The 25934-nt window shown below is 35.9% G+C and carries 26 protein-coding genes and 1 pseudogene; 5 read left to right on the forward strand and 22 right to left on the reverse strand.

The genetic code is table 11. The features are described from left to right. Positions 1–155: 155 nt before the first annotated feature. The gene (locus CF67_RS01585) at positions 156–692 is read right to left on the reverse strand and encodes a sugar transferase (protein WP_034413528.1); all 537 of its coding nucleotides are present in this window, start codon (positions 690–692) and stop codon (positions 156–158) included. 28 nt (positions 693–720) lie between these two features. Further along, positions 721–1686: an NAD-dependent epimerase/dehydratase family protein gene (locus CF67_RS01590; RefSeq protein WP_034413531.1), complete on the reverse strand. Its 966-nt coding sequence runs from the start codon at positions 1684–1686 to the stop codon at positions 721–723. Between the two features lie 223 nt (positions 1687–1909). On the opposite strand from CF67_RS01590, the gene CF67_RS01595 reads away from it, so the two are divergent. Further along, the gene (locus CF67_RS01595) at positions 1910–3775 is read left to right on the forward strand and encodes a polysaccharide biosynthesis protein (RefSeq protein ID WP_034413534.1); all 1866 of its coding nucleotides are present in this window, start codon (positions 1910–1912) and stop codon (positions 3773–3775) included. Between the two features lie 132 nt (positions 3776–3907). Then, positions 3908–4690: a glycosyltransferase family protein gene (locus CF67_RS01600; RefSeq protein WP_034413536.1), complete on the forward strand. Its 783-nt coding sequence runs from the start codon at positions 3908–3910 to the stop codon at positions 4688–4690. On the opposite strand, the gene wecB is transcribed toward CF67_RS01600, so the two are convergent. Continuing rightward, complete coding sequence (gene wecB, locus CF67_RS01605) at positions 4691–5824, reverse strand: non-hydrolyzing UDP-N-acetylglucosamine 2-epimerase (protein ID WP_034413539.1); 1134 nt, start codon at positions 5822–5824, stop codon at positions 4691–4693. It abuts the gene before it with no gap. Positions 5825–6250: 426 nt separating this feature from the next. Between wecB and tusA the strand changes: the two genes are divergently transcribed. Together tusA and hemG are read left to right on the forward strand one after the other, a co-directional pair. After that, positions 6251–6499 (forward strand): sulfurtransferase TusA, encoded by a 249-nt coding sequence (tusA, locus tag CF67_RS01610; RefSeq protein WP_034413542.1) that lies wholly within the window; start codon positions 6251–6253, stop codon positions 6497–6499. Between the two features lie 145 nt (positions 6500–6644). Beyond that, positions 6645–7169 (forward strand): menaquinone-dependent protoporphyrinogen IX dehydrogenase, encoded by a 525-nt coding sequence (gene hemG / locus CF67_RS01615; RefSeq protein WP_034413545.1) that lies wholly within the window; start codon positions 6645–6647, stop codon positions 7167–7169. A 43-nt stretch (positions 7170–7212) separates the two neighbouring features. On the opposite strand, the gene glmU is transcribed toward hemG, so the two are convergent. The 19 genes and pseudogenes from glmU to rpmH form a co-directional block, all read right to left on the reverse strand. After that, positions 7213–8574 carry a bifunctional UDP-N-acetylglucosamine diphosphorylase/glucosamine-1-phosphate N-acetyltransferase GlmU gene (gene glmU / locus CF67_RS01620; RefSeq protein WP_034413546.1) on the reverse strand — a complete coding sequence of 454 codons (1362 nt, stop codon included), beginning with the start codon at positions 8572–8574 and terminating at the stop codon, positions 7213–7215. Positions 8575–8586: 12 nt separating this feature from the next. Continuing rightward, positions 8587–9012, reverse strand: a complete 426-nt coding sequence (locus tag CF67_RS01625; protein ID WP_034413548.1) for a F0F1 ATP synthase subunit epsilon — start codon at positions 9010–9012, stop codon at positions 8587–8589. 5 nt (positions 9013–9017) lie between these two features. Beyond that, a complete protein-coding gene (gene atpD, locus CF67_RS01630) occupies positions 9018–10427 on the reverse strand; it encodes a F0F1 ATP synthase subunit beta (RefSeq protein WP_034413549.1) in 1410 nt (469 codons plus the stop codon). A 22-nt stretch (positions 10428–10449) separates the two neighbouring features. Next, positions 10450–11319 (reverse strand): F0F1 ATP synthase subunit gamma, encoded by an 870-nt coding sequence (gene atpG / locus CF67_RS01635; RefSeq protein WP_034413551.1) that lies wholly within the window; start codon positions 11317–11319, stop codon positions 10450–10452. 46 nt (positions 11320–11365) lie between these two features. Further along, positions 11366–12910, reverse strand: a complete 1545-nt coding sequence (atpA, locus tag CF67_RS01640; protein WP_034413553.1) for a F0F1 ATP synthase subunit alpha — start codon at positions 12908–12910, stop codon at positions 11366–11368. A 12-nt stretch (positions 12911–12922) separates the two neighbouring features. Continuing rightward, on the reverse strand, positions 12923–13462 hold the full coding sequence (locus CF67_RS01645; RefSeq protein ID WP_034413555.1) for a F0F1 ATP synthase subunit delta: 540 nt from the start codon (positions 13460–13462) through the stop codon (positions 12923–12925). A gap of 11 nt (positions 13463–13473) precedes the next feature. Further along, positions 13474–13944, reverse strand: coding sequence for a F0F1 ATP synthase subunit B (locus CF67_RS01650; RefSeq protein ID WP_034413557.1), 471 nt, complete (start codon positions 13942–13944; stop codon positions 13474–13476). A 66-nt stretch (positions 13945–14010) separates the two neighbouring features. Continuing rightward, the gene (gene atpE / locus CF67_RS01655; RefSeq protein WP_034413565.1) at positions 14011–14268 is read right to left on the reverse strand and encodes a F0F1 ATP synthase subunit C; all 258 of its coding nucleotides are present in this window, start codon (positions 14266–14268) and stop codon (positions 14011–14013) included. Positions 14269–14295: 27 nt separating this feature from the next. Continuing rightward, positions 14296–15093: a F0F1 ATP synthase subunit A gene (atpB, locus tag CF67_RS01660; RefSeq protein ID WP_034413566.1), complete on the reverse strand. Its 798-nt coding sequence runs from the start codon at positions 15091–15093 to the stop codon at positions 14296–14298. Positions 15094–15101: 8 nt separating this feature from the next. Beyond that, positions 15102–15485 carry an ATP synthase subunit I gene (locus CF67_RS01665; protein WP_034413569.1) on the reverse strand — a complete coding sequence of 128 codons (384 nt, stop codon included), beginning with the start codon at positions 15483–15485 and terminating at the stop codon, positions 15102–15104. A gap of 74 nt (positions 15486–15559) precedes the next feature. After that, positions 15560–16450: a ParB/RepB/Spo0J family partition protein gene (locus CF67_RS01670; RefSeq protein ID WP_034413571.1), complete on the reverse strand. Its 891-nt coding sequence runs from the start codon at positions 16448–16450 to the stop codon at positions 15560–15562. An 18-nt stretch (positions 16451–16468) separates the two neighbouring features. Further along, entirely contained in the window at positions 16469–17242 is a 774-nt protein-coding gene (locus CF67_RS01675; RefSeq protein WP_034413687.1) for a ParA family protein, read from the reverse strand. 15 nt (positions 17243–17257) lie between these two features. Beyond that, positions 17258–17890 carry a 16S rRNA (guanine(527)-N(7))-methyltransferase RsmG gene (gene rsmG / locus CF67_RS01680; protein ID WP_034413574.1) on the reverse strand — a complete coding sequence of 211 codons (633 nt, stop codon included), beginning with the start codon at positions 17888–17890 and terminating at the stop codon, positions 17258–17260. A 1-nt stretch (position 17891) separates the two neighbouring features. Further along, positions 17892–19787, reverse strand: coding sequence for a tRNA uridine-5-carboxymethylaminomethyl(34) synthesis enzyme MnmG (mnmG, locus tag CF67_RS01685; protein ID WP_034413577.1), 1896 nt, complete (start codon positions 19785–19787; stop codon positions 17892–17894). 413 nt (positions 19788–20200) lie between these two features. Next, entirely contained in the window at positions 20201–21553 is a 1353-nt protein-coding gene (gene mnmE / locus CF67_RS01690; RefSeq protein ID WP_034413580.1) for a tRNA uridine-5-carboxymethylaminomethyl(34) synthesis GTPase MnmE, read from the reverse strand. Positions 21554–21561: 8 nt separating this feature from the next. Then, positions 21562–23218 (reverse strand): annotated as a pseudogene (gene yidC / locus CF67_RS01695) (membrane protein insertase YidC). A gap of 2 nt (positions 23219–23220) precedes the next feature. Continuing rightward, complete coding sequence (gene yidD, locus CF67_RS01700) at positions 23221–23478, reverse strand: membrane protein insertion efficiency factor YidD (protein ID WP_081847417.1); 258 nt, start codon at positions 23476–23478, stop codon at positions 23221–23223. Beyond that, entirely contained in the window at positions 23445–23801 is a 357-nt protein-coding gene (gene rnpA / locus CF67_RS01705) for a ribonuclease P protein component (RefSeq protein WP_034413583.1), read from the reverse strand. The genes yidD and rnpA overlap by 34 nt, the downstream gene beginning before the upstream one ends. Positions 23802–23814: 13 nt before the next feature. Further along, positions 23815–23949: a 50S ribosomal protein L34 gene (gene rpmH / locus CF67_RS01710; RefSeq protein ID WP_034413585.1), complete on the reverse strand. Its 135-nt coding sequence runs from the start codon at positions 23947–23949 to the stop codon at positions 23815–23817. Positions 23950–24482: 533 nt separating this feature from the next. Between rpmH and dnaA the strand changes: the two genes are divergently transcribed. After that, complete coding sequence (gene dnaA / locus CF67_RS01715; protein WP_034413588.1) at positions 24483–25877, forward strand: chromosomal replication initiator protein DnaA; 1395 nt, start codon at positions 24483–24485, stop codon at positions 25875–25877. Positions 25878–25934: the final 57 nt, after the last annotated feature.

Here is a 25934-nt window from a genome sequence, read left to right on the forward strand (position 1 = left end):
TTTTTTTTCGCTTACTACATTGTTGACTTAGGTCATTATAATCTGAATATAATTTTTGAAAAATAAAACTCAGATACCTCACCACTAAAGTAAACTATATTACTCACAACTTATACAGTAGCCTTTTTCCTTTTTAATATAGTCAGTTGACGCTATCAGAAATCTTCTTTGCTAAAGACTGTTAGTAATATATAATATAAATATAGTTTTAAAGACATAGTCTGAATCATCCTTTGGTCTATTTTAGCAAGTTTTTTTGGAGTTGACATATTAACATTTTTTATTTGTGCTAGCCCCGTAATACCTGGAGAAACAGAAAATACCCCTCTAAGCTCACGTTCTTTAATAAGCTCTATTTGACTAAGTAAGCATGGCCTAGGACCTACCAAACTCATCTCTCCTCTTAGAACATTAATGAGTTGAGGAAGCTCATCGAGCTTAGTCTTTCTTAGAAAAATACCTAGCTTAGTTACAGAGTTCAAATCAACAAAATGAGTAGCAATTGATTGTGTTTCCACAGGCATCGTACGAAATTTAATCAGCGTAAACGCTTTTTGATTTTTACCAACCCGAGTTTGTAGAAAAATTGGAGATACTGTAAAAAAATAACTAACTACGAAAACTAGTATAAAGATTGGAAACAAAATAACCAACCCTATAAACGATAAAAAAAAATCTAAAAAACGAATCATCGTATATCTTCCAACAAGAGATCTTAAATTAAGGTAACACTCTGTCATTTAAATATGAATCGACAGTTCTAACAATACCTTCCTCATAAGAAATAGGAGGTTCCCAACTTAACATTCGCTTAGTATCAGAAATATCAACCTGAAGATTACCCAAAATTTTTTGAAATATCTGATGCCAACCAAGCATTTTAGCTCCCCACTCTATCCATGTTACGGGGATGGGAAAAAGCCTACACGGCTTACCCATTGCCTTTGAAATTATTTCTATCAAGCGTGTAGTCGATAGATCCAGTCCATCAGATACCAAGAAAGTTTTCCCTATGGCGTCTTTGCTGTAACAACAAAGCAAAATTAAATCAACTAAATTATCTCTATATACCAAGCTACGCTGATTATAGACAGCTCCAAAAGGCAACGGAAATCCCTTATAAATTAATTCCATCAAATTATAAAAATTACCTTTTACTCCTTCTCCATAAACCAATGGTGGACGAATTATAACCACTTCTAATCCAGTCGCTTTAGCTATATGGCGTAATCCAATCTCTGCTTCTAATTTACTCACGCCATAAGGCTCTCTATTTTGTTTAAAATAAATTTTGCTATTGAAAGGTATCCCCCGCTTCGTAAACTCACCATTAACTTTAATCGAGCTAATAAAAACAAACCTTTTTACACCACCTCGTTCGGCTTGACGGGCTAAATTTAAAGTACCTTCTGTGTTCACTGCTCGATAAGAAGCAAGAGCATTACACCGCTCCAACTTCTTCATTTGAACAACACAAGCTGCACAGTGCACCACACAGCATATATCGTTAAAAACGCTACTCCAATCAGTATTAGAGTCTATTTCAGTAGCAACAACTTGAATACCATTTACTGGGTCTCTATTTTTTCCTCTAACCTGAGCTACAACTTCAAAACCTTTATCTATTGCTAATTCCACTATACGTGAACCCACGAATCCACTGCTTCCAGTGATTAATATTTTCACTCTAAGACCTCTTGATAGAACCGATAAAACCTATTCTATACATTTGAAAATACTTGCATCAAGAATTGAAATCCAAATACATTAATAAAAGAAATACTCTTGTATGAAGACTAGCTATGAAAACTAAAGCTATCTATAATAAAGTCAATAAACAAAGCATTTAAAATTTAAATCTACAGATAAAACTAAACAAGTATATATTTATATTAGGTTAAGGTACTTCATGCTCTCTCCAGTACACTATTTATTCAATATAACCAGAAAAAATAAATACCTTATTAATATTGTTTATGACACTTTCGCCATAATCGTTTCACTCTATACAGCTATTGCCCTACGTATAGGTTCGTTAACATTTCATATAAGTCTAGCAGAAATTGCCACATTGCTAGTAACGTTAAGTGTAACAATTTATTTCTTTATAAAATTAGATATGTATAGAGCAATACTGAGATACATGATGCTTCCAACTGTAGAATATATATTTTTAGTCATATCCATTTCGTCTCTTACACTCGCCATTAGTAGTTTTTTTTTACATTCTTTTATACCTCGAAGCGTCCCATTTATCTACTTTGGGCTTGCCATTATTTCTTTGGGTGGACCAAGAATAGTAATACGTACTCTTTACTATCATTACTATAAACGCCAAAAACCGAATGTTTTTATCTACGGAGCAGGAGCAACTGGACGAGATCTTGCCTATGCCCTAATTCAAGGCAACGAATATCATCCTGCTATATTGCTTGATGACGATGTAAACAAAGACGGTCAGATTATGTTCGGAATAAAAGTTTATCACTCAAGTAAATTTGACAACCTTAGATTACTGTACCAACCAGTAAAACTTTTGCTCGCCATCAATAACATTAATAAAGGAAAACGTCTTAGACTAGTTGAAAAATTATCACATTGGCCAATAGAAGTGCAATCTGTACCTTCTGTTGAAGATATTGCAACTGGAAGAGCAATTGCTACAGAAGTAAAAGACTTGGATGTAGCTGATCTATTGGGTAGAACTCCTGTAGACCCAGATAAAGAACTACTTAAAAAAAACATCACAGGTAAAAATGTCATGGTTACTGGTGCTGGAGGATCAATAGGATCAGAACTTTGCCGACAAATTTTAACTCAAAACCCATCAATTCTTGTTCTATTTGAACTTAATGAATACAACTTATATTCAACTGACCAAGAACTTAGAGTAGTCAAAAATAGCCTTAAACTTAATACTAAAATCGTTGCAGCATTAGGTTCTGTACAAAAGGAAAATCGCCTTATTAAATTAATGTCGTCACACAACATTGAAACTATATACCATGCTGCAGCCTATAAACATGTACCACTAGTAGAAGAAAACATTATTGAAGGGATACAAAATAACGTATTTGGTACCTTATCCTGCGCTAACGCGGCCATTGCCACTAAAGTACAAAACTTCACTTTCATTTCAACAGACAAAGCGGTACGTCCAACAAATATCATGGGAGCAAGCAAACGGATGGCAGAATTAGTACTACAAACACTTTCTGATAAAAAAACCAGTACAATCTTCACTATGGTACGATTCGGTAACGTTTTAGGATCATCTGGATCCGTAGTACCACTATTCAAAAGACAAATCCGACAAGGTGGACCGGTTACGGTCACACATCCTGATATAACTCGTTATTTTATGCTTATATCTGAAGCAGCCCAACTAGTAATTCAAGCAGGAGCGATGGGCAATAATGGACAAGTTTTTGTACTTGATATGGGAGAACCAATCAAAATCTTAGACTTAGCTAAACGCATGATTAACCTAATGGGTATGAATGAATATATAGACGACAATAATGAAGATGGTGATATCGAAATTTCATTTACAGGATTGAGAACAGGTGAAAAACTATACGAAGAACTACTTATAGGTTCAAACGTTGAAGGAACCAAACACAAAAAAATATTAACCGCATTAGAAGATAAGTTGAGTTTCAAGAAAATGGTAAATCTTCTAGAAAAGCTTGATAATTGCTGCCATACATTTGACATAGAATGCATAAAGCAAATACTGCTGGAAGCTCCAACAGGATATCAACCTAAGAAATAACTAACAATTTAAACCACAGAGGATTATCATGCTTTTGAAAAAATACTTATAATCAGAGAGTTCTCTAACTATGTTTAAATACATCATGCAGCTAAACTACTTCAGAATCAACCAATATAGACTCGATAAAAAATGGCGCTTTTCATCTGTGTTGTAAATCATAACCATGACAAAATAATTTATTCTAATGAAACGCTTAAAAACTTGGCTAGTATTCATACAGTTTTTATTAAATCCAATACAGTAGCTACTAGTGAGTTAATAAACTACTGCGAAGATAGTGGAATACACTTGCTACAAGGAAAGAAACGCCAGGGTTTTGGCACTAATAATAACGAAGTTTTTACCCATATAAACTCAAAATTCAAAATAAAAAAATCCGATTATTTTCTAGTATTAAATCCAGATATACAAATTCAATTAAATGAAATTAATAAACTACTTGATGTCACTATTAAAATGAAAAACAACGTTTCTACAATAAATTTATTCAAAGATCCAACTTTCACAACACATGAAAATTCTATTAGACGGTACCCAAAACCATTGACTCCTATCAAATCTATATTTGGTTTAAAAAGAAACGACTTCTACAACAAAAGTAAAATTACTACTCCAAAAATAGTTGATTGGGCTTCGGGTTCCTTCCTACTTTTTAACATATCTTGCTATCAAAAACTTGGAGGATTCGATGAAAACTACTTTATGTATTTTGAAGATGTTGATATTTGCACTCGAGCGAATAGAATCGGTATCGATATTGTTTATTATCCACACATAAAAGGGATTCATTACGCATCACATCAAAATCGGAAAATATTTTCAATACACTTTATTTGGTATTGCAAAAGTGCAATCCGCTACCACTCGAAATACAACTTAACATTTTTAAAACAACTAAAATTGATAAAGTAGCTATTTGCTCATATCGCACATTACTTGAATGATGCGCTCAGAGGCGGAGCCATTACCATAAGGATGATGTGCCAAGCTCATCAAATCATAAGTTTTTTTGTCGCTTAATAGCTTTGAAACTTCTCGAAAAATCACATCAACACTTGTTCCAACAAGTTTAACAGTTCCTGATTGAAGAGCTTCAAAACGTTCCGTTGTATCACGCATAACTAAAACAGGCTTACCAAGCGATGGGGCTTCCTCTTGAATACCACCAGAATCAGTAAGAATAATACTAGAACGATTCATCAAATAGACGAAAGGAAGATAATCCTGTGGTTCAATCAAAAAGATATTCGATCGGTTAGAAAGAAAATGATTCACCGGCTCACGAACATTTGGATTGAAGTGAACAGGATAAACAAAATCAACATTAGTATAATGATCAGCAAGCTTAATTAATGCTTGGCATATTCTTGCTAAACCATCACCAAAACTCTCTCTACGATGACTGGTAATTAAAACTATACGACGCTCTTCAGTAAGGAAATGAAACCTTTGAGATAAAGTGTAACGCAGTTCATCATTTTCCTTCATTTTTCTCAGAACCATAAACAAGGAATCAATAACAGTATTACCAGTGACAACAATACTATCTTTCGAAATATTTTCAGCTAAAAGGTTCGCCTGAGCAATATCAGTCGGAGCAAAATGAATATTAGCCAAACAACTCGCTATCCTACGATTTCCCTCTTCAGGCCATGGAGAATAAATATCGTTAGTTCGCAAACCTGCTTCAACATGCCCTATTCTTATTTTCTTGTAATACGCAGCTAAAGTAGCGGAAAGTGTAGTGGCAGTGTCACCGTGCACTAAAACATAATCTGGTTTAAAATCTTCAAAAACATCACGCAATTCTAGAAGAATTGTTGAAGTAATATCCGTTAGATCCTGACCTGACTTCATCACTCCTAAATTATAGCTTGGACTAATATCAAAGAGATCTAGTACTTGATCAAGCATTTGTTTATGTTGGCCAGTAACACAAACTCCACCCTCAAAACGACTGTCTTGCTCTAACCTTTTTACTACTGGAGCCATTTTGATAGCTTCTGGTCTAGTACCGAAAACAATCAACACTCTAATTGCACCCATAATCAATAAACCTGAATAATCTAGTAAAAAACTACCAACAATCTCATCTTCAATTTTTAAAAACTTTTAAACTATCAAATCAATCAACTAACCTTTACAATGATAGATGAGAATTCATACTGAAACAATTATAGACCAATACTTTAAGCTTCTTTAAAAACAATAGACTCCAGAAAAACTATTTTTTTCTAATGTAAAAAACAAAGTAGGGGATAGGGTGTATAGATGAGAGTAGCTAGCACTTTTCCAACAATAGACAGTAAAGACGCAATTAAACATTACACTGAAATTGAAAAAAAATCAATTTTGATAACTAACATGGAAAAGAGTGTCGAATACAATAAATCCAAAATCATAATTTAGTAATGACTATTAAGTTTAAAAGCGTTTTTTGTAATTAACCCCTATTCAGCCATTTCCTTTATAATGAAGTTAAAACTTAAACACACAAATCACACTCTTGAAACAGCAGGGCTCCGTTGTCCAGATGGCATCATGCTAATAAGGAGAAAAATAAGAAAAATGCAAAATGGAGAGGTTTTGCTGGTAAAATCTGACGATCCATTAATGATACACGATATTCCGAATTTCTGCCGTTTTATGAATCATGAACTACTTTCATTTCAAGCACAAGAATTACCGTATCAATTTTGGATTAAAAAAGGAAAAATCTGAATTTTTTATTATTTTCTATCTGCTTTGATTAAGTACAAAAGTGTTAGCATGCTCTTTGTTCGTAATTTAGATAAGGTGGATTGTCCATTTAACTTAAATTAATTACTCCATTAACTTTTATGCATGATTCTTAGGAGTGCACACAATGAAATCTCTGTTTCTTTATTCAAGTCGCGAAGGACAAACGAAAAAAATACTCCGCTACATAGATAAAAAATTGATAGATCTAGAATGTGAAACACTCAATATACATAACACAAAAAAAATAGACTTACTTGAATACGAAAAAGTTTTGATTGGTGCTTCTGTTCATTATGGTCATTTAAGAAAAGAATTATATCGCTTTATTAATATGAACATAGAACAACTTCAAGAAAGCAAAGGAGCTTTTTTTTGCGTAAATTTAACTGCAAGAAAAGAAAAAAAAAGAAAAGATACACCGGAAAACAACACTTACATAAAGACATTTCTTAAAAAATCTCCATGGAAACCTAAACTTATAGGTGTTTTTGCTGGTTCTCTTGACTATCAAAAATATGGATTTTTTGATCGATTAATGATCATTTTTATTATGATGATAACTGATGGTAAAATTTATGTTAATCAAAAAAAGGAGTATACCAACTGGAAAAAAGTTTCTTTATTTTCTGAAGCATTTAGAAAGCTTTGAGAACTGTTCAATCATAGAGTTATAAAAAGATATGATTCAGAAATCATTTTTTCTTTGATGGACGTTTCCAATCAGATATTTTTCGCTCTTTACTACGAGTAATTACTAACTCACCTTCCTTCACATCTTTAGTAAGAGTCGTACCTGCAGCAATAGTCGCTCTATCCGCAATATGAATTGGAGCAATAAGCTGAGAAGCAGAGCCGACAAAAACATCATCACTAATAATTGTCTTATGTTTTTCTGCACCATCATAATTACACGTTATTACCCCAGCACCAACATTGACACGCTGACCTATTTCTGTATCACCTAAATAGGTTAAGTGGTTAGCTTTAGATTCTTCACCTAAACGAGTGTTTTTCAATTCGACGAAATTGCCAACTCGAGCACCATTCAGCAGTTCAGAACCTGGACGTAAACGACCAAATGGACCAACAACACAATTTGTACTAACTGTTGCACGTTCGATAATGCTGTACGGTTGAATTATAGTGTTATTATCTATTTTACAATCTTTTAGCACACTTCCAGCACCGATTATGACATTGTCTCCAAGAAATACATTACCTTCTATAAGTACATTGATATCAATTTCGCAATCGACTCCACAAAGGAGCTCACCACGTAAGTCAAAGCGTGTAATATCATGTATCATCACCCCTTCATCCAACAATTTACTTGCTTGCATTAATTGGAACGCACGCTCTAGGTGTACTAACTGTAGGCGATTATTTACTCCCTGCACTTCAATAGAACTAATTGGATGTATAGCTTGAATAATACTACCCTCATTATATGCAGTGGCAATAATATCTGTCAGATAATACTCATCTTGGGAATTTTTATGATTTATGAAAGTGAGCCAACGTTTAAGATCCCTACCGGTGGCAACCATCACTCCAGTGTTTACTTCCTTAATTAATTTTTGCTCTTCATTCGCATCTTTCTGCTCAATAACGGCAACAACAGAACGATTAGAACGAATTACGCGTCCATATCCAACAGGATCTTCAAGAATCACGGTGAGCAATGCTATTCCACCAACAGGCTGAGCTTTTAACAAATTTGTTATAGTTTCTTCAGTAACTAATGGCACATCACCATAGAGAACTAATATCGTTTCATCGTCTCCAAACTCATAAGAAGCTTGAAATAATGCGTGACCGGTACCTAACTGTTCGCCTTGCAATACCCAATGAACAGACTCTTTCGATAGCACTTTCTGGATCAAAGCACCACCATGACCATAGACTAAATAAATATTTTGAGCACCTAAGGCATTACACGTATCAATCACACGCTTCACCATCGGTTTACCTGCTAGCAAGTGTAAAACCTTAGGCAAACGAGATTGCATTCGAGCACCTTCACCAGCAGCAAGCACTACAGCACTGAATTTCATTTAGAAACCTAATCAATAACGCTTTTTAGTCAACTCAATCACTCGTAGTTGTGCCATAACATTCGCGAGTTCAGTAGCCACTTTTGCAAAATTGATATTCCCATTGTAATTATTAATATTTTCCTCAGCTTTGCGCTTAGACTCTTGAACCTTAATTATATCTAATTCCTCGCCGCGGATAGCAGTGTCAGCTAAGACAGTCGAAATGCCAGGTTGAACTTCAAGTATACCGCCGGATACGTAGATAAAATGTTCTTCTATACCTCGCTTCACTACTATTCGTACTATTCCTGGAATGATAGCACTCAAAAGAGGAGCATGACCGAAAAAAATACCTAGTTCTCCATCACTACCACTGACCTGAAAAGTTTCGACACGATTAGAAAAAAGTTGTCTTTCAGCACTCACTACATTTAGATGAAAAGTTCTTACTGACATATTGTTTACCCAGTTAACTTTCTAGCATTTACAAAAACGTCATCAATTGTGCCACAATACATAAATGCTTGTTCCGGAACATCATCGTATTCACCAGATAACAGGCCATTGAAAGCACGCAAAGTTTCTTTAAGAGGTACATAAATCCCTTTATCACCGGTAAATACTTCCGCTACATGGTAAGGTTGAGTTAAAAAGCGTTCGATCTTACGCGCACGAGATACTATCTGCTTATCAGACTCAGATAACTCATCTATTCCTAAAATAGCAATTATATCTTTCAGCTCTTTGTAACGCTGAAGAACCTGCTGAACGCCACGTGCAACACGATAATGCTCTTCACCTACCACTAAAGGATCTAACTGACGAGATGTGGAATCTAGCGGATCAATCGCTGGGTATAATCCCATAGCTGCAATATTGCGGTTAAGTACAACTGTTGCGTCTAAGTGTGCAAACGTTGTTGCTGGAGATGGATCAGTCAAATCATCTGCTGGTACATATACAGCCTGAACAGACGTAATGGATCCACTATTAGTTGATGTAATACGTTCTTGCAACTTTCCCATTTCTTCAGAAAGGGTCGGTTGATAACCAACAGCAGAAGGCATACGACCCAACAATGCTGATACCTCTGTTCCTGCAAGCGTGTAGCGGTAAATGTTATCAATAAATAGCAGTACATCACGACCTTCATCTCGGAAACGCTCTGCCATTGTTAAACCAGTTAATGCAACACGCAAACGATTACCTGGTGGTTCATTCATCTGACCATAAACCATTGCAACTTTTGATTGTTCAGGATTTTGAATGTTTACAACTCCAGCTTCTTGCATTTCAAAATAAAAATCGTTTCCCTCTCGGGTTCGTTCCCCAACCCCTGCAAATACAGATAAACCAGAATGTTGTAATGCAATATTGTTGATAAGCTCCATCATATTAACGGTCTTTCCTACACCGGCACCACCAAATAAGCCTATTTTCCCTCCTTTTGAAAACGGGCAGATTAAGTCAATAACCTTAACACCAGTTTCTAAAAGAAGCATTTCAGTAGATTGCTCCTCATAACTTGGTGCTTCCCGGTGAATAGCATAACGCTCCTTTGCGTCAACTTCACCACGTCCATCGATGACGTCACCCAAAACGTTAAAAATACGACCAAGAGTTACACTACCTACTGGTACAGAAATAGGACTGCCTGTATTTTTTACCCTCAAACCACGACGCAAACCATCGGAAACACCCATTGCGATTGTTCGAACTAGACCGCCACCAAGCTGTTGCTGCACTTCTAAAATCAGACGCTCTTTTGAATCAAGAACATTTAAGGCATCGTACACATTTGGCACCTCCCCACGCAAAAACTCCACATCAACTACTGCACCAATGATTTGTACAATCTTACCTGTAGTCATTTAATCCCCTAAATTCATAAATTTAAACTGCTTCTGCACCTGATACAATTTCAGATAACTCTTGCGTTATTATCGCCTGACGGGCTTTATTGTGTACAAGTTCTAAGTCCTCAATTAAATTACTTGCGTTGTCACTTGCGGATTTCATTGCGACCATGCGAGCTGCTTGCTCGCAAGCAAGATTTTCAACTACTCCCTGATAAACCCGTGATTCTAGATAACGCATTAACAACGCATCCAGTAAAACCTTAGATTTAGGTTCATAAATATAATCCCACGAATACGCATTCTCCATTTTTTTACTCTCAAGTTTAGGAAAAGGAAGGAGTTGTTCAATTACCGCTTCTTGTAGCATAGTATTAACAAAACGGTTATAAACTACAAATAAACGGTCCAACTCAGACTTACCATATTTCTGCAACATTACACCAATAGTACCGATTAAATCCTTAAGTAGTGGAGTATCGCCTATACCTGAAACTTGAGCAATAATCTGTATAGAACTATTTTTGCTAAAAAAATCTATTGCTTTCAAACCAATAACGGCCAATTGAATTTCAATGCTATCTTTACTTCGTACTTGCATGTCACAAACAGCTTTTTTAAATAAATTAATATTTAAACCTCCGCATAAACCACGATCTGTAGACACAATGATATAACCAACACGTTTAACATCACGTTCTTCTAGATATATATGACGATCCTCTAAAGCTGCACTAGCTACATGAGCAACAACCTCCCTTATGGCTTCAGAATATGGGCGAGTCATCCTCATCACATCTTGAGAACGACGCATCTTAGAAGCTGCTACCATCTCCATTGCTTTAGTGATCTTTTGAGTACTTTTAACACTGCTGATCTTATCACGTATTTCTTTGACACTAGCCATGCTTGCCCTTCATTAATCAATAGATTCATCTACACTTCAAACCATTTCACCAAATTTGAGTTGATTTAAAACCATCAAGCAATTTTCGAAACTGAATTTCAATTTCGTCATTATATACACCAGTCCTATTAATTTTAGTCATGATATCTTCATGTTGGTCATGAGCATAAGATAACAGAGCAACCTCAAAATTTGGAAGTTGACTAATTTCAACATCTTCTAGATAACCACGCTCTAATGAAAAGATAATAAGTGCTTGATCAAACACCGACATTGGAGAGTACTGTTTCTGTTTCATCAACTCTGTAACTTTTTGACCATGCGTGAGCTGTTTTTTTGTTGATTCATCAAGGTCGGATGAAAACTGAGCAAAAGAAGCCAATTCACGATACTGAGCTAATGCAGTACGAATTCCCCCTGATAATTTTTTGATGATCTCAGTTTGCGCTGATCCGCCTACACGAGAAACTGATATACCTGGATCTAGCGCTGGACGAATACCTGCGTTGAACAATTCCGTTTGCAAAAAAATTTGGCCATCAGTAATTGAAATAACATTGGTTGGCACAAATGCCGAAACATCACCTGCCTGCGTTTCTACTATAGGAAGAGCAGTTAAAGAACCGCTTCTACCTTTTACTCTACCATTGGTACATCTTTCAACATAGTCCTCATTTACACGAGCGGAACGCTCAAGCAGACGAGAGTGGAGATAAAAAACATCACCCGGAAACGCCTCCCGACCAGGAGGACGCTTGAGTAACAAAGAAACTTGACGATATGCAACAGCCTGCTTTGAAAGATCATCGTAAACAATCAACGCATCTTCCCCACGATTACGAAAATACTCACCCATCGCGCAACCAGAATATGGTGATAAATACTGTAAAACTGCAGATTCAGAAGCAGATGCGACAACAACAATAGTATTACGCAAAGCTCCGTAAGCTTCTAGCTTATTAACTACATTAGCAACAGTCGATACTTTTTGACCTATTGCTACATAGATAGAATAAACACCAGAATTTTTCTGATTAATTATAGTGTCAACAGCTATAGCTGTTTTACCAGTTTGACGATCACCAATTATAAGCTCACGTTGGCCTCGACCAATTGGAACCATTGAATCAATTGATTTGTAACCAGTCTGAAGAGGCTGATCTACTGATTTACGCTCAATTACACCTGGTGCAATAACCTCAACGGGAGCAAAATTTTTCGTTTTGATTGAACCTTTTCCATCAATAGGCTTACCTAAAGTATTTACTACGCGGCCAAGCATTTCGCGACCAACCGGTACTTCAAAAACACGACCAGTACCTGTAACTTTCATACCTTCCTTCAGTTCGGTATAAGATCCCATCACTGCAGCGTCAACTGAATCACGATTCAAATTGAGTGCTAAAGCATAGTAACGTCCATCTAACAGCGTAATCACTTCACCATGCATGACATCCACCAGACCATATATGCTGATAATACCATCCTTTACCGAAATTATGGTACCTTCATTTCGAACGTTACCAACGACATCAAAAGCTTCAATACGTTGCCTAATGAGATCACTAATTTCTGTAGAATTAAGTTGCATCTCCAACCTCCGTCAAGATTGCAATATATCACTCATACGCCTTAAATAGCCACTTGCTGAATTATCAATAACTAAATCTCCTGCTCGAATAACAATCCCAGCGATCAGAGTTTTATCCACACTACAATTCAGCTGAACCTTACAATTAAAACGTCGACTAAGTTTGTTGCTAATATCTTTATGTTGATTTTTGGAAAACTTAACTGCTGACAATACATCAACATCTATTTTTCCTTCATATTTTTTTTTCAAATTTAAAAAACCTTCACAAATATCTGGAAGAATCTTAAGTCGCCCGTTTTTTGCTATAATTCTAATTAAATTGCAACTATGTACATCAAGCCTATCTCCGCAAATCGAGATAAGTATTTCTGCTAATGATAAGGGAGGTATAGGAAGCGAACAAGCAATCAAATCCTTAACTTCCCTGCGATTAGAAATTTTCATAACAAAGAGAAGCATTTCGGACCATTCGTCTAGCTTCTCATTAGACAGAGCGAAGTCAAACGCAGCTCTATAATAAGGACGTGCGATTGTATTAAAATTAGACATACATCTCCAAATTAAAGCTTGTTGATAATACTATTCAAAATATCATTTTGCTCATTATCATCAATAGTGCGCTTCAAGATTTTCTCTGCACCAAAGATTGCTAAAGCAGCAACTTGTTTTTGTAATTCACTAAGAAGACGAACACGTTCAACTTCAATTTCAGCCTTTGTTTGAAGAAGCATTTCTTTCTTTTGCATCTTGGCCTCCTTACATGCTTGAGCAACGATCTGAGCTCCTCGCTCATTCGCCTGTTCAAGAAGCTTAGCTGCCGTTTGTTTTGCTTCTTCTATTTTTGAAGATGCCTCTAATTTTGCTAAATCTAACTCTTGAGCAGCACGCTTTGCGTCTAACAAACTATTAGAAATTTCTTTTTGACGCTCTTCAATAGCTTGAATTATCGGCGGCCAAACGTACTTCATACAAAACAACACAAACATTGCAAATGAAACAGCTTGACCGAATATAGTTGCGTTCATATTCAAAACAGCCTCTCCTTCATAATTAGACTTAGCATGAATCAGAAAGATAGCACCCTGCTAGCAAAAATATTAACTAGATAATTGACCAACAAATGGATTTGCAAATGTCAATAGTAACGCAATCACAATACCAATCATTGGAACCGCATCCAATAGGCCTGCAATGATAAACATTTTAACTTGTAACATAGAAGCCATTTCAGGTTGGCGCGCGGCCCCTTCTAAAAATTTACCACCAAGAATAGCAAATCCGATTGCTGTACCAACAGCACACATACCAACTATAATCGCTACCGCAATTGCAGAAAAGCTTAAAACAGTTTCCATTTTCTAATCTCCACAAAATATATAAAGTTATTGTTCACTATCATATGCCATTGACATATAAACAATTGTCAACATCATAAACACAAAAGCTTGAATTGTAATAACAAGAATATGAAAAATAGCCCATGGTAACGAACCTATCCATTGTAAATACCAGGGTAACATTGCAGCACAGAGAATAAATACGACTTCACCTGCAAACATATTTCCAAATAAACGCATGCCAAGCGATAAAGGTTTTCCTAACAGAGATACTATTTCAACTAATAAATTAAACGGGATCATAATAGGATGATTGAATGGATGCAAAGCTAACTCATTTAAAAATCCCCTTAAACCTTTCATCTTAATACTGTAGAAAATCATCAAAAAAAATACTCCGATAGCCATAGCCATAGTAATGTTTACGTCAGCTGAAGGAACTACCTTTAGATAAGGAATACCTAACCAATGTTCCGCTGGGTAAGGCAAAAAATCCACAGGAACAAGATCCATCATATTCATTAGAAAAATCCAAACAAAGACGGTAAGAGACAAAGGGGCTATTAGCGAATTAGTACCATGAAAAGTATCTCTTACATTTTTATCAACAAATTCGACAACAATCTCGATAAAGCACTGTAACTTACCCGGTACAGCAGCGGTTGTTTTCCGAGAAACGGAATAAAAAATTACAAGGAAAATCGTTCCGGTTAGCCACGAAAAAAACAAACTATCAATATGTACGTTCCAAAAACTTGCTTCCTCAGCTACTACACCCAACTTAGCCAAAGATAAATTTTGTAAATGATGTTCAATATATTCAGACGCCGTTAGAGAAGCCATGATAGATCCTACTTTCTATGCTCAATAAAGAATGCTGGAGCGAAAATATTAATACCCGACAGTAAGATATAGGACAAATTTAATGGAAGCAACTTTACTTGTACATAAACATATACCACCGAAAACAAAGTAACAGTAGTAATAAATTTAAGCAATTCACCAGCATAAAAGGAAATGGTAACATATCTGGCGAAATTAGCTCCATCTAAAAAGAAAGCACACACTACAAACACTACATTAGAGATAATGAAAATACCGCCACCGATGATAGAAGCCATCCCCCAGTCACCATCAATGATTAACGTCGTGGCGAGCGAAAGAAATGTAACTGAAGCTACTTGAATTACCAGCAATCGCCTGGCGAACTTCCATCCAGGGCCTAAAAATACCATAAATCAATCCAAAAATATCCTAAATAAAAAATTATATTTATTTTAAACATATACCTTTCGTATAAAAAAATGGTTTACGCTTTAAGTTTGGCAATTAATCTCTCCAATTTCTGATACCCATCCAGGGTAATTGTAATTTTTGACTTTCCTCCTCCAGAACAAATAATAGAAACTTTTGCACCAAGTACTTTACTGAGTCCATATGAAATTTGATGCGTATCTATACCTCCTCTTTCTCGTGTTGTTTTTTCTAGTTCAAATGGTCCTTGAAGAGATTTTTTAACAAGTTGTTCAGTTTGGCGAACAGTTAATTTTTTACTAGCTACCATCTTTGCAATTTTAGCCTGCTTTTCCCTATCAAGCATAAGTAAAGCTCTAGCGTGCCCCATTTCTAACATTTTTTTTTGAACAAGATCTTTAACGAATGCATCAAGTTGATTTAAACGTAGCAAATTGCTAACTGCAGCGCGAGATTTACCGATTGCATGCGCAATTTGCTGATGAGTTAACTTAAATTGATCTTGTAACTGTTCTAAAGCTTTCGCTGTATCAATGACATTGAGATTCTCACGCTGAATATTTTCGATCAAGGCTATAGCGATTGCAGAACGATCTTCTATCTTTTTGATCAAACAGGGAACTTTTTTTAAACCTACCTGCTTAGCAGCTCTCCAGCGCCTTTCGCCAGCAATAATTTCAAAGTAATCCTGATCGATCAAACGAACTAAAATTGGTTGGATAATACCTTGAGATCGTATTGAATCTGCTAGTTCTTCCAATGTCTTTGGTACAATATTCTTACGAGGTTGATAGATTCCTGGCTTAAGCTGCGAAATAGACAGATCTACTAGTTCGCTATCTGAAGACAATTTTTCCTTCCGAGAAATCAAATATTGTTTTTCATGAACTAATGAACTAGTAGCCAATAAAGCTTCTAGCCCTTTTCCCAAACCACGTTTAGACATATGATCGCATTCCTTAATTTATGCAAGTATCTCTTGACGGCGCAGCATTTCTCCAGCTAAAGCCAAGTATGCTTTAGCACCTGATGAATATTTATCATAATACATAGCAGATTTACCATGACTCGGTGCTTCAGCTAAACGAACATTACGAGGAATAACTGTTCGGTATACTTTCTGGCCAAAGTGTTTTTTCAATTGATCGGATACTTCACTTGAAAGTCTATTACGTGGATCGTACATAGTTCTCAACAAACCCTCAATTTTTAGATTCGAGTTTACTACTGCTACAAGCTTGCTAATGGTATCCATTAATGCGCTTAAACCTTCAAGAGCAAAGTATTCACACTGGATAGGTACCAAAACTGAATCTGCAGCAGCCATAGCATTAATCGTAAGAAGATTTAAAGAGGGAGGACAATCAATAAAAATAAAATCATAATCGCAACGCACTGGATCAATAATGTGTTTAAGACGCACTTCTCGTGCGAAAACTTCCATTAACTTAATTTCAACTGCAGTCACATCACTATTAGATGCAATTAGGTCATAATGGCCAGACGTTTTTCGACATACTACTTCCTCAAAAGATACCTCTTCCACTAGTAACTCATAAACGGTAGCTTCAACTCGATATTTGTCAACACCGCTAGCCATAGTAGCATTACCTTGAGGATCAAGGTCCACGACTAATACTTTACGTCTAGTAGCAGCCATTGAAGCTGCTAAATTAACGCAAGTTGTTGTTTTTCCTACACCACCTTTTTGATTGGCGATAGCTACAATTCTTCCCACAAACATACCTCGTTGTTATACCTTGCGTGATAAAATTACAAGGTGACGATCACCTTCTAATTCGGGAATTTCCAAAAAATTTATATCAACAACAGAACACCATGTTGGAAGTGCGAGAATCTCATCTCGTGGTAATTGACCTTTTAGCGCTAAAAATACACCAGAATCCAGTTTTGGTAAATGATAACACCATTCAACCATTCTGGACATTGAAGCAAATGCACGACTAAGTACGCCATCAAATCTTTCTTCTGGTTGAAACTCTTTGACACAACTTTTAATGGGAACTACATTTTTTATGCTAAGTTCATATTGAACTTGTTGAACAAAACGTATGCGTTTTCCTAAGGAATCCAACAAAACAAATTCCTTATTAGGATTTATAATTGCCAGCGGAATACCAGGTAAACCTGGACCAGTTCCTACATCTATCAAACGTTCTCCTTTAAGGTAAGTATTTACGGAAAGGCTATCAAGAATATGTTTAGTCAGCATTTCCATAGGATCGCGCACTGATGTTAGATTATAAACTTGATTCCACTTATTTAATAACTTAACATAATCAAATAATTGATTCCGTTGATCTTCACTGATTTCTAAATTAAGTTTAACCAACAGTTGATCAAGCCTTTTTCTTAAGAAATTCATTCTATTTTTCCCTGATTTTCTTCAAAATTCCTTGTTTTTTTAGATAAATAAGTAAAATTGAGATCGTTGCGGGCGTTATTCCAGGAATTCTTGAAGCAATACCAATTGTTTCAGGTTTTCTTGCGCTAAGCTTTGAAACTACTTCATTCGATAACCCTTTCATTTTTTTATAATCAAGATTGAGTGGTAATTTTGTGTGTTCATTACGAAGTAACTTCTCAACTTCATCTCTCTGACGCAAAATATAACCTTCATATTTTATTTGAATTTCAACTTGTTCAGACGCTTGTGAATCTTTCAGCTTTGGAGTGAAACTTTCTAACTCTGTTAATTTCGCATAGTTAATTTCGGGACGACGCAATAAATCCTCACCGTTTACTTCATGAGATATAGGTTGCTTGAACAGATCGTTGAGTTTATCGATTTCTTTTGAATTAGGATTAATCCAAATATCTTTTAAACGTTGCCTTTCAAGCTCAATATTATTTAGTTTCTCATTAAATCTATGCCAGCGAACATCACTAATAAGGCCTAAATCACGCGCCTTTTCAGTGAGGCGTATATCAGCATTGTCTTCACGTAACAACAGACGATACTCAGCACGTGATGTAAACATACGATATGGTTCTTTTGTACCTATAGTCGATAAATCATCGATTAATACACCTATATATGCTTGATCGCGTCGTAAATTGAACCCTTCTTTTCCTTGGCTATATAAACTTGCATTTATACCGGCTATCAAACCCTGCGCTGCTGCTTCTTCATAACCTGTAGTACCGTTGATCTGACCAGCGAAAAATAAACCATGGATCAATTTAGTTTCACATGTTTGTTTAAGATCACGAGGATCGAAAAAATCGTATTCAATCGCGTAACCAGGACGAGTAATATGGGCATGTTCAAACCCTTCTATCGATTGAACCATTTGAATTTGGATATCCAATGGTAAGCTAGTGGAAATTCCATTAGGGTAGAGCTCTTGAGTATTTAATCCCTCTGGTTCAATAAAGACCTGATGATTCCTTTTATCAGGAAAGCGCACAATTTTGTCTTCAATTGATGGACAATAGCGTGGACCAATTCCTTTAATTGAGCCTGTATAAATAGGACTCTGATGAAGATTCAAACGAATTATATTATGAGTATTCTTATTAGTGTGAGCAACAAAACAGGGAACTTGATCTGGATGTTGATTACTTTTCCCTAAAAAGGAAAACACAGGAGTGGGGCTATCCCCGTGCTGTACCTTCAAAACCGAAAAATCGACACTTCGTGCATCAATGCGTGGTGGTGTGCCTGTTTTTAAACGCTGAACGTTAAAAGGTAATTCTTGAAAATAATTGGCTAAATTAAACGATGCAGGATCTCCTGAGCGACCTCCTGAGAAGTTTTTCATACCTATATGTAGCTTTCCCCTAAGAAATGTACCAACGGTCAATACAATAGCTGGAGCGTTGAGTTTGAAACCAATTTGGGTAATAACACCAGTAATTTTTCCATTTTTAATAACGAGTTCATCAACAGTCTGTTGAAAGAGAAACAAGTGAGGAGTATTTTCCAAAATATTACGAATATACTTTTTATAAAGTGAGCGATCAGCTTGTGCTCGCGTTGCACGAACTGCATAACCTTTTGAGGAATTCAAAATTTTAAATTGAATACCTGAATGATCAATAGCCTGAGCCATTACTCCTCCCATCGCATCAACTTCTTTAACCAAATGGCTTTTACCTATACCACCAATGGAAGGATTGCAGGACATTTGTCCAATAGTATCAATATTATGAGTAAGTAACAGCGTATGTTGTTGCATACGTGCTGCGGCGAGTGCTGCTTCTGTACCTGCATGTCCACCACCAACAACAATTACATCAAACTTTGTATTATTAAGCACATATTACCTCAAGTATCTTATTGAGTGAATTTCAAGAAGTAACATTCTACCTTTTTTTATTGCGCGATAATATGATTTTACACTAAGTGTAATAATATATATTAATATAGATCTATTATATTTATTATTAGGTTTTTCTACTTTTGTGGATAACTCAAATATGATCAATTAGATCATGAACTTTAAGTTGATCATACTAAGTGATCTTTTGTGTGATCATAATGAGGATTAGCTGGGATCAAAACAAGGAGTTATACATAGAAATAAAAAAAATACATATTATAAAGGATAACGACTTAATTATTACCAGATAATATATATGTTATTCACAGGTTGTCTTTTAAATAAAAAAAGAATTTACACCTAATCATTATTTGGTTTCTGTTAAGATTGCTATGAATAGAAAAGCTTATTTACTTCCCTATACAAAATGAGGAGAAAATTTTTTCAAGTAAATCGTCAGAACTAAATTTTCCTGTAATTTCATTAAGATATTGTTGAGATATTCTCAATTCTTCCGCTAAAATATCATCTGTGATACAACTGAGATTCTTTTGGCTTTTATGCAAATGTCTTAAAGCTTGTTCTAGAGCATCTATATGCCGACGACGTGCCATGAAGTTTCCTTCATTGCTCCCTAAAAAATTCATACGTTCTTTAAAATGCTTTTTTAGCGTATCTATGCCTTCTCCAGTTTTGGCTGAAAGACGAATCAAAGTTGGAGATCTAGCGTGAGATATGCCAGGATTTTCATCAGTTTGATCAATCTTATTGCGAACAATAGTTATCTTAGCGTTACTCGATATCTTTTGAATAAAATCTAGATAAACTTTGTTGCTTGCGTTTGGAGATATAGCATCAATTACAAAAAGTATTTGATCGGCCTGTTTTATTTCTTTCCAAGCCCTTTCAACACCAATTTTTTCAACTGGATCAGAGGAATTGCAGAGTCCAGCTGTATCAAGTATATGTAACGGCATACCATCAATATGTATGTGTTCACGTAAAATATCACGTGTTGTACCAGGAATTTCAGTTACAATAGCCGATTCTTTTCCTGATAGTGCATTAAGTAAGCTTGATTTGCCAGCGTTAGGGAGGCCAGCAATTACCACTTGCATTCCATCACGGATGATAATTCCTTGATTAGCTTCTTGTCGTATTTTTTCTAGATTTTCAATAATTTTTTGTAAATCATTATACATTCTGTCAGTGTCTAGAAGGTCAATCGTCTCTTCAGGAAAATCGATGATAGCTTCAACATGTATGCGTAAATTAATTAATGATTTTGAAATAATCTGAATGCGTTTGGAAAATTCTCCTTGAAAAGATTTAAATGCTGATCTAGCGGCTTCTTTTGAAGTAGCGTTGATTAGATCGGCTATTGCTTCTGCTTGAATAAGATCTATTTTTCCATTAAGAAAAGCACGTTCAGAAAATTCTCCAGGGCGAGCTAATCTGACATTTGGAATTTTTAGAATACGATTGATTAACATATCTATCATAACAGGGCTACCGTGGCCTTGAAGTTCCAGCACATCTTCTCCAGTAAATGAATACGGTCCTGGAAAGTACAGGGCAATGCCCTTATCTAACTCTGCACCATCTTCAGATTTAAAAGAAAGATACTCGGCGTAACGAGGTTGAAGTATTTTTCCAGTGACTTTAAGTGCGATTTTTGCGCTTTTAGGTCCCGATATGCGCACAATTCCGATACCAGCACGACCTTGTGATGTAGCTGGAGCAACGATAGTATCTCTAGTCATAATTGTGCTTACTCAGAATAAACCACATGATGTAGAATTAATAATTTAGAGTGTAATCCCTTCTTTATACAAAGTTTTGTAAATTAACGTTTGTTGAATGAGAGTAACAATGTTAGAGACTAACCAGTATAAAACGAGACCTGATGGAAACCAAAGAAAAAAGAAAGTAAATACGATGGGCATAAACGTCATAATTTTTTTCTGCATTGGATCGGTTATTGTTGTTGGACTCATTTTTTGTATGAGAAACATGGAAGCACCCATTAAAATAGGTAAGATGAAATATGGATCTTGAGACGAAAGGTCACGAATCCAAGCAAAAAAGGGTGAATGACGTAGTTCAACAGATTCCATGAGTGCCCAGTAGAGAGAGATGAAAATCGGCATCTGTAGGATAATCGGCAAACAACCTCCAATTGGGTTCACTTTTTCTCTTTTATATAGCTCCATCATTTCTTGACTCATACGTTGACGGTCGTTTCCAAGCCGTTCACGCATCGCTTGTAGTTTAGGTTGAAGAACTCGCATTTTAGCCATAGAGGTATATTGGGCTTTTGTTAGAGAATACATAGCGCCACGAACGATAAAGGTGAGTATGATGATTGCTATTCCCCAGTTTCCGACGAAGCTTTGGATAAAGGAAAGCAACGTATGCAATGGTTTTGCGATAAACCATAGCCAACCATAATCAACTACTAGGTCGAGATTTTTTGCTATTGCTTCCATTTCTTTTTGTAATTTTGGTCCAACCCAAAGTGTTAGCATGAATTTCTCAGTCTTGCCGCTAGCAATGGTTTTACTAGGTATTCGAATACCAATGTCTGCAATATTGTTAATTACGCGAGTGTATAAATTAGCATTTGCTTCAAATCTTGGGATCCATGCTGCTGCAAAATAATGTTGAATCATTGCGATCCAGCCTTCCCCATCAGGCAAATTTAGAGACAGGTTATTTTTTTTCATATCTTTGAAGCTATATTTTTTGTAGCGAGTATCCTGTGTTGAGTATGCTCCACCCAGATATGTCGGAAGTGTTATACTACCTCCAGAGTCCATTAAATTTTGACGTAGATGAGCGTAGATACCGACAGTTGAATTATAATCCGAGTTATTAACTACATCAAATTCAACATCGATCGCATACTGATTACGTTTTAAAATGAACGTTTTGGTGTACCTTAAGCCATCTTTTTGATAGCTAAGAGGAACACGTATTTCATCTTCCCCATCAGCTAATATGAAATTTCTCTTGCTCGTTTGATAATGGGGGCGGTTACTACTGCTTAAATCGATTCCTTGAGGGCCGATTAGACCACTTTGGGCGATGAATTTGTGATCTGGAGTATTTTTTAGCAATGTGAATTTTTCTGAGGAATTGAGTTCAGCAGAGTATTTGTTTAGATTTGCCTCCACTACATCTCCTCCAAATGTACTAATTAACAGAGTTAAAACATCGGTGGTTACTTTAATTACGTCTGTAGATGGTAACAGTTCGCCCGCTAGAGTAGACTGACTAGCAACGGATGATTGAGATGTGGTATCGCTACTGAGTTCTCTTTGTTCAGTTGCTTTGTGTATTGTATTCTTAGATGCTGACCATTGTTGGAACAATAAAAATGAAACTAATGCCAAAGAGATTAAAAGGATATTGCGTTGAGAATCCATCGTTATTTGTCTCGGTCTTGTTGTAGGATTTGTGGGACAGGGTCTTTCCCCCCTTTACATAGAGGATGGCATTTTAATAGACGCTTGACTAATAACCAAGTTCCTTTTATGAAGCCGTGAATTTTTAGTGCTTCTATTGCATATAAGGAGCAGGTTGGATCAAATTGACACCGAGGAGCTATTAGAGGGCTAATCGTCAGTCTGTATAGGTAGATAAACTTAATAGTTATCCATGATAGGGGAGAGAGAAGCGAATCCATAGTTTATCAAATAGTTTGAAGGTTTCATTATTGCTTAAAGTTTGTGTATCTTTTTTCGCAATTACAACAAAATCTTTATGAGGAAGTTTATGCTGGTTTTGACGAAAGCTTTCGCGAGCGAGACGTTTAAAATTATTACGGGCAACGGAAGTCCTGATTTGTTTTTTAGGGACAGCTAATCCTAATCTTGGTTTCGACAGAGCGTTATCACGAGAAACTATAGTAAAATACAACGAACTCACACGGCGAGCTTGCTTAAAAACGTGTTGATAATGCTCCGGAGTTAATAAACGTAACTCCTTGTCAAATTTATGTGTATGCAAAATTAGTTAATAGCTACTTTGATAGTCGTATACGGCCTTTTGCACGACGTGCATTAATGATTTTACGACCATTTTTAGTAGCCATACGTGCACGGAATCCATGAGTACGACTGCGCTTTAGAACTGTAGGTTGAAAAGTGCGTTTCATTATTGATACCTTCTTACTTGTTTTACTTTTTATTTTACCGTTTACAGCGTGGACCTTCCCAATATTTTTTGTGGGGAAATCATTAAGACCTATATAGAAACCATATTCTACTAAACCAAAAGCACACTTTAAATAAAATCTCGTACAATGCTAACTTGCTTGAAAAAAAATTGCAAACAAGTAGGCAATATTCTAGCAAACCTTCTAAATTATTATGGATAGTAGCAGTGTTTTTAGGATTGAATCACATTTACTTGGGCTCTAAAGACAGAGACTGTATTTTAGAAAAAAATTGCGATATGTAAATGATTGAACTTGTAATTTGGAGTTTATTTTTTTATGCGTTTGATTCAAAGTGGTTAGAGAAAATTTACTTGTATTGTGTGGTGTTTTTGTTGTTGTAATTACATAAAGAAAAATTGTGAATAACTTTGATCTTATTCGCTGGATCGTATTTCAATTACTGGTGATCTTAACTATCAACAGGTAAAATCAATTATATTTTTTCATTATGAATTACAAGCGAGGTTGCCGTGTCATCTTCTCTTTGGTTGCAGTGTTTGCAGGAGCTTCAAGACGAGTTACCAACAACAGAATTTAGTATGTGGGTTCGTCCGTTACAAGCGGAGCTTAATGATAACACACTGACTTTATTTGCACCTAATCGCTTTGTACTTGATTGGGTACGTGATAAGTATATTGATAGTATCAATCGTTTATTGCAAAAATATTGTGGTAATGATGTTCCAAATCTTCGTTTTGAGGTTGGTAGTCGACCGATGATACTGAAGCTAAGGCCAAGACATACACTGGCAGATGTTGCAGCTATGTCGTCTGCTCCTGCACAGCTTCAGGCCAGTAGATCTGTACATAAAACTTGGGATAAAAACGAGACTATCATTAATCATCGATCAAATGTAAACCCTAAACACAAGTTCAATAATTTTGTTGAAGGTAAATCGAACCAGTTAGGTTTAGCAGCAGCACGTCAGGTTTCAGATAATCCAGGTGCAGCATACAATCCGTTATTTTTATATGGAGGTACTGGTTTAGGTAAAACCCATTTGTTGCATGCAGTGGGTAATGCCATTGTAGATAATGAGCTTAATGCTAAAGTGGTCTATATGCATTCTGAGCGTTTTGTACAAGATATGGTAAAAGCTTTACAAAACAATGCGATTGAAGAATTTAAGCGTTACTATCGTAGTGTTGATGCATTACTTATTGATGATATTCAATTTTTTGCTAACAAAGAACGTTCGCAGGAGGAATTTTTCCATACGTTTAATGCATTACTTGAGGGAAATCAACAAATTATTTTAACATCTGATCGTTATCCTAAGGAAATCAACGGTGTTGAAGATCGTTTAAAGTCTCGTTTTGGTTGGGGATTAACGGTTGCGATTGAACCACCGGAGTTGGAAACTCGAGTTGCTATTTTAATGAAGAAAGCAGAGGATCATGAGGTTACTCTTGCAGATGAGGTTGCCTTTTTTATTGCAAAGAGGTTGCGCTCGAACGTCCGAGAATTGGAAGGCGCGTTAAATCGTGTTATTGCTAATGCTAATTTTACGGGTCGTTCTATCACAATTGATTTCGTTCGCGAAGCGCTGCGTGATTTGTTAGCTCTGCAAGAAAAATTAGTAACTGTGGATAATATTCAAAAGACAGTTGCTGAATACTATAAGGTCAAGGTAGCTGATCTTCTTTCTAAACGTCGCTCTCGTTCTGTTGCACGTCCTCGTCAATTAGCTATGGCTTTAGCCAAGGATTTGACAAATCACAGTTTACCTGAAATTGGTGATGCATTTGGTGGTCGCGATCATACAACAGTATTACATGCTTGCCGTAAAATACAGCAGCTTCGTGAAGAAAGCCATGATATAAAGGAGGATTATTCAAATTTGATTCGTACTCTTTCTTCTTAATTTTAAAAAGATTTAGTAAGGTACAATTTAACAACTAAGCTAAAATAAATTATCCTA

Origin of the sequence: Candidatus Photodesmus blepharonis (genome assembly GCF_000731795.2) — a bacterium.
GTDB lineage: Bacteria > Pseudomonadota > Gammaproteobacteria > Enterobacterales > Vibrionaceae > Vibrio > Vibrio blepharonis.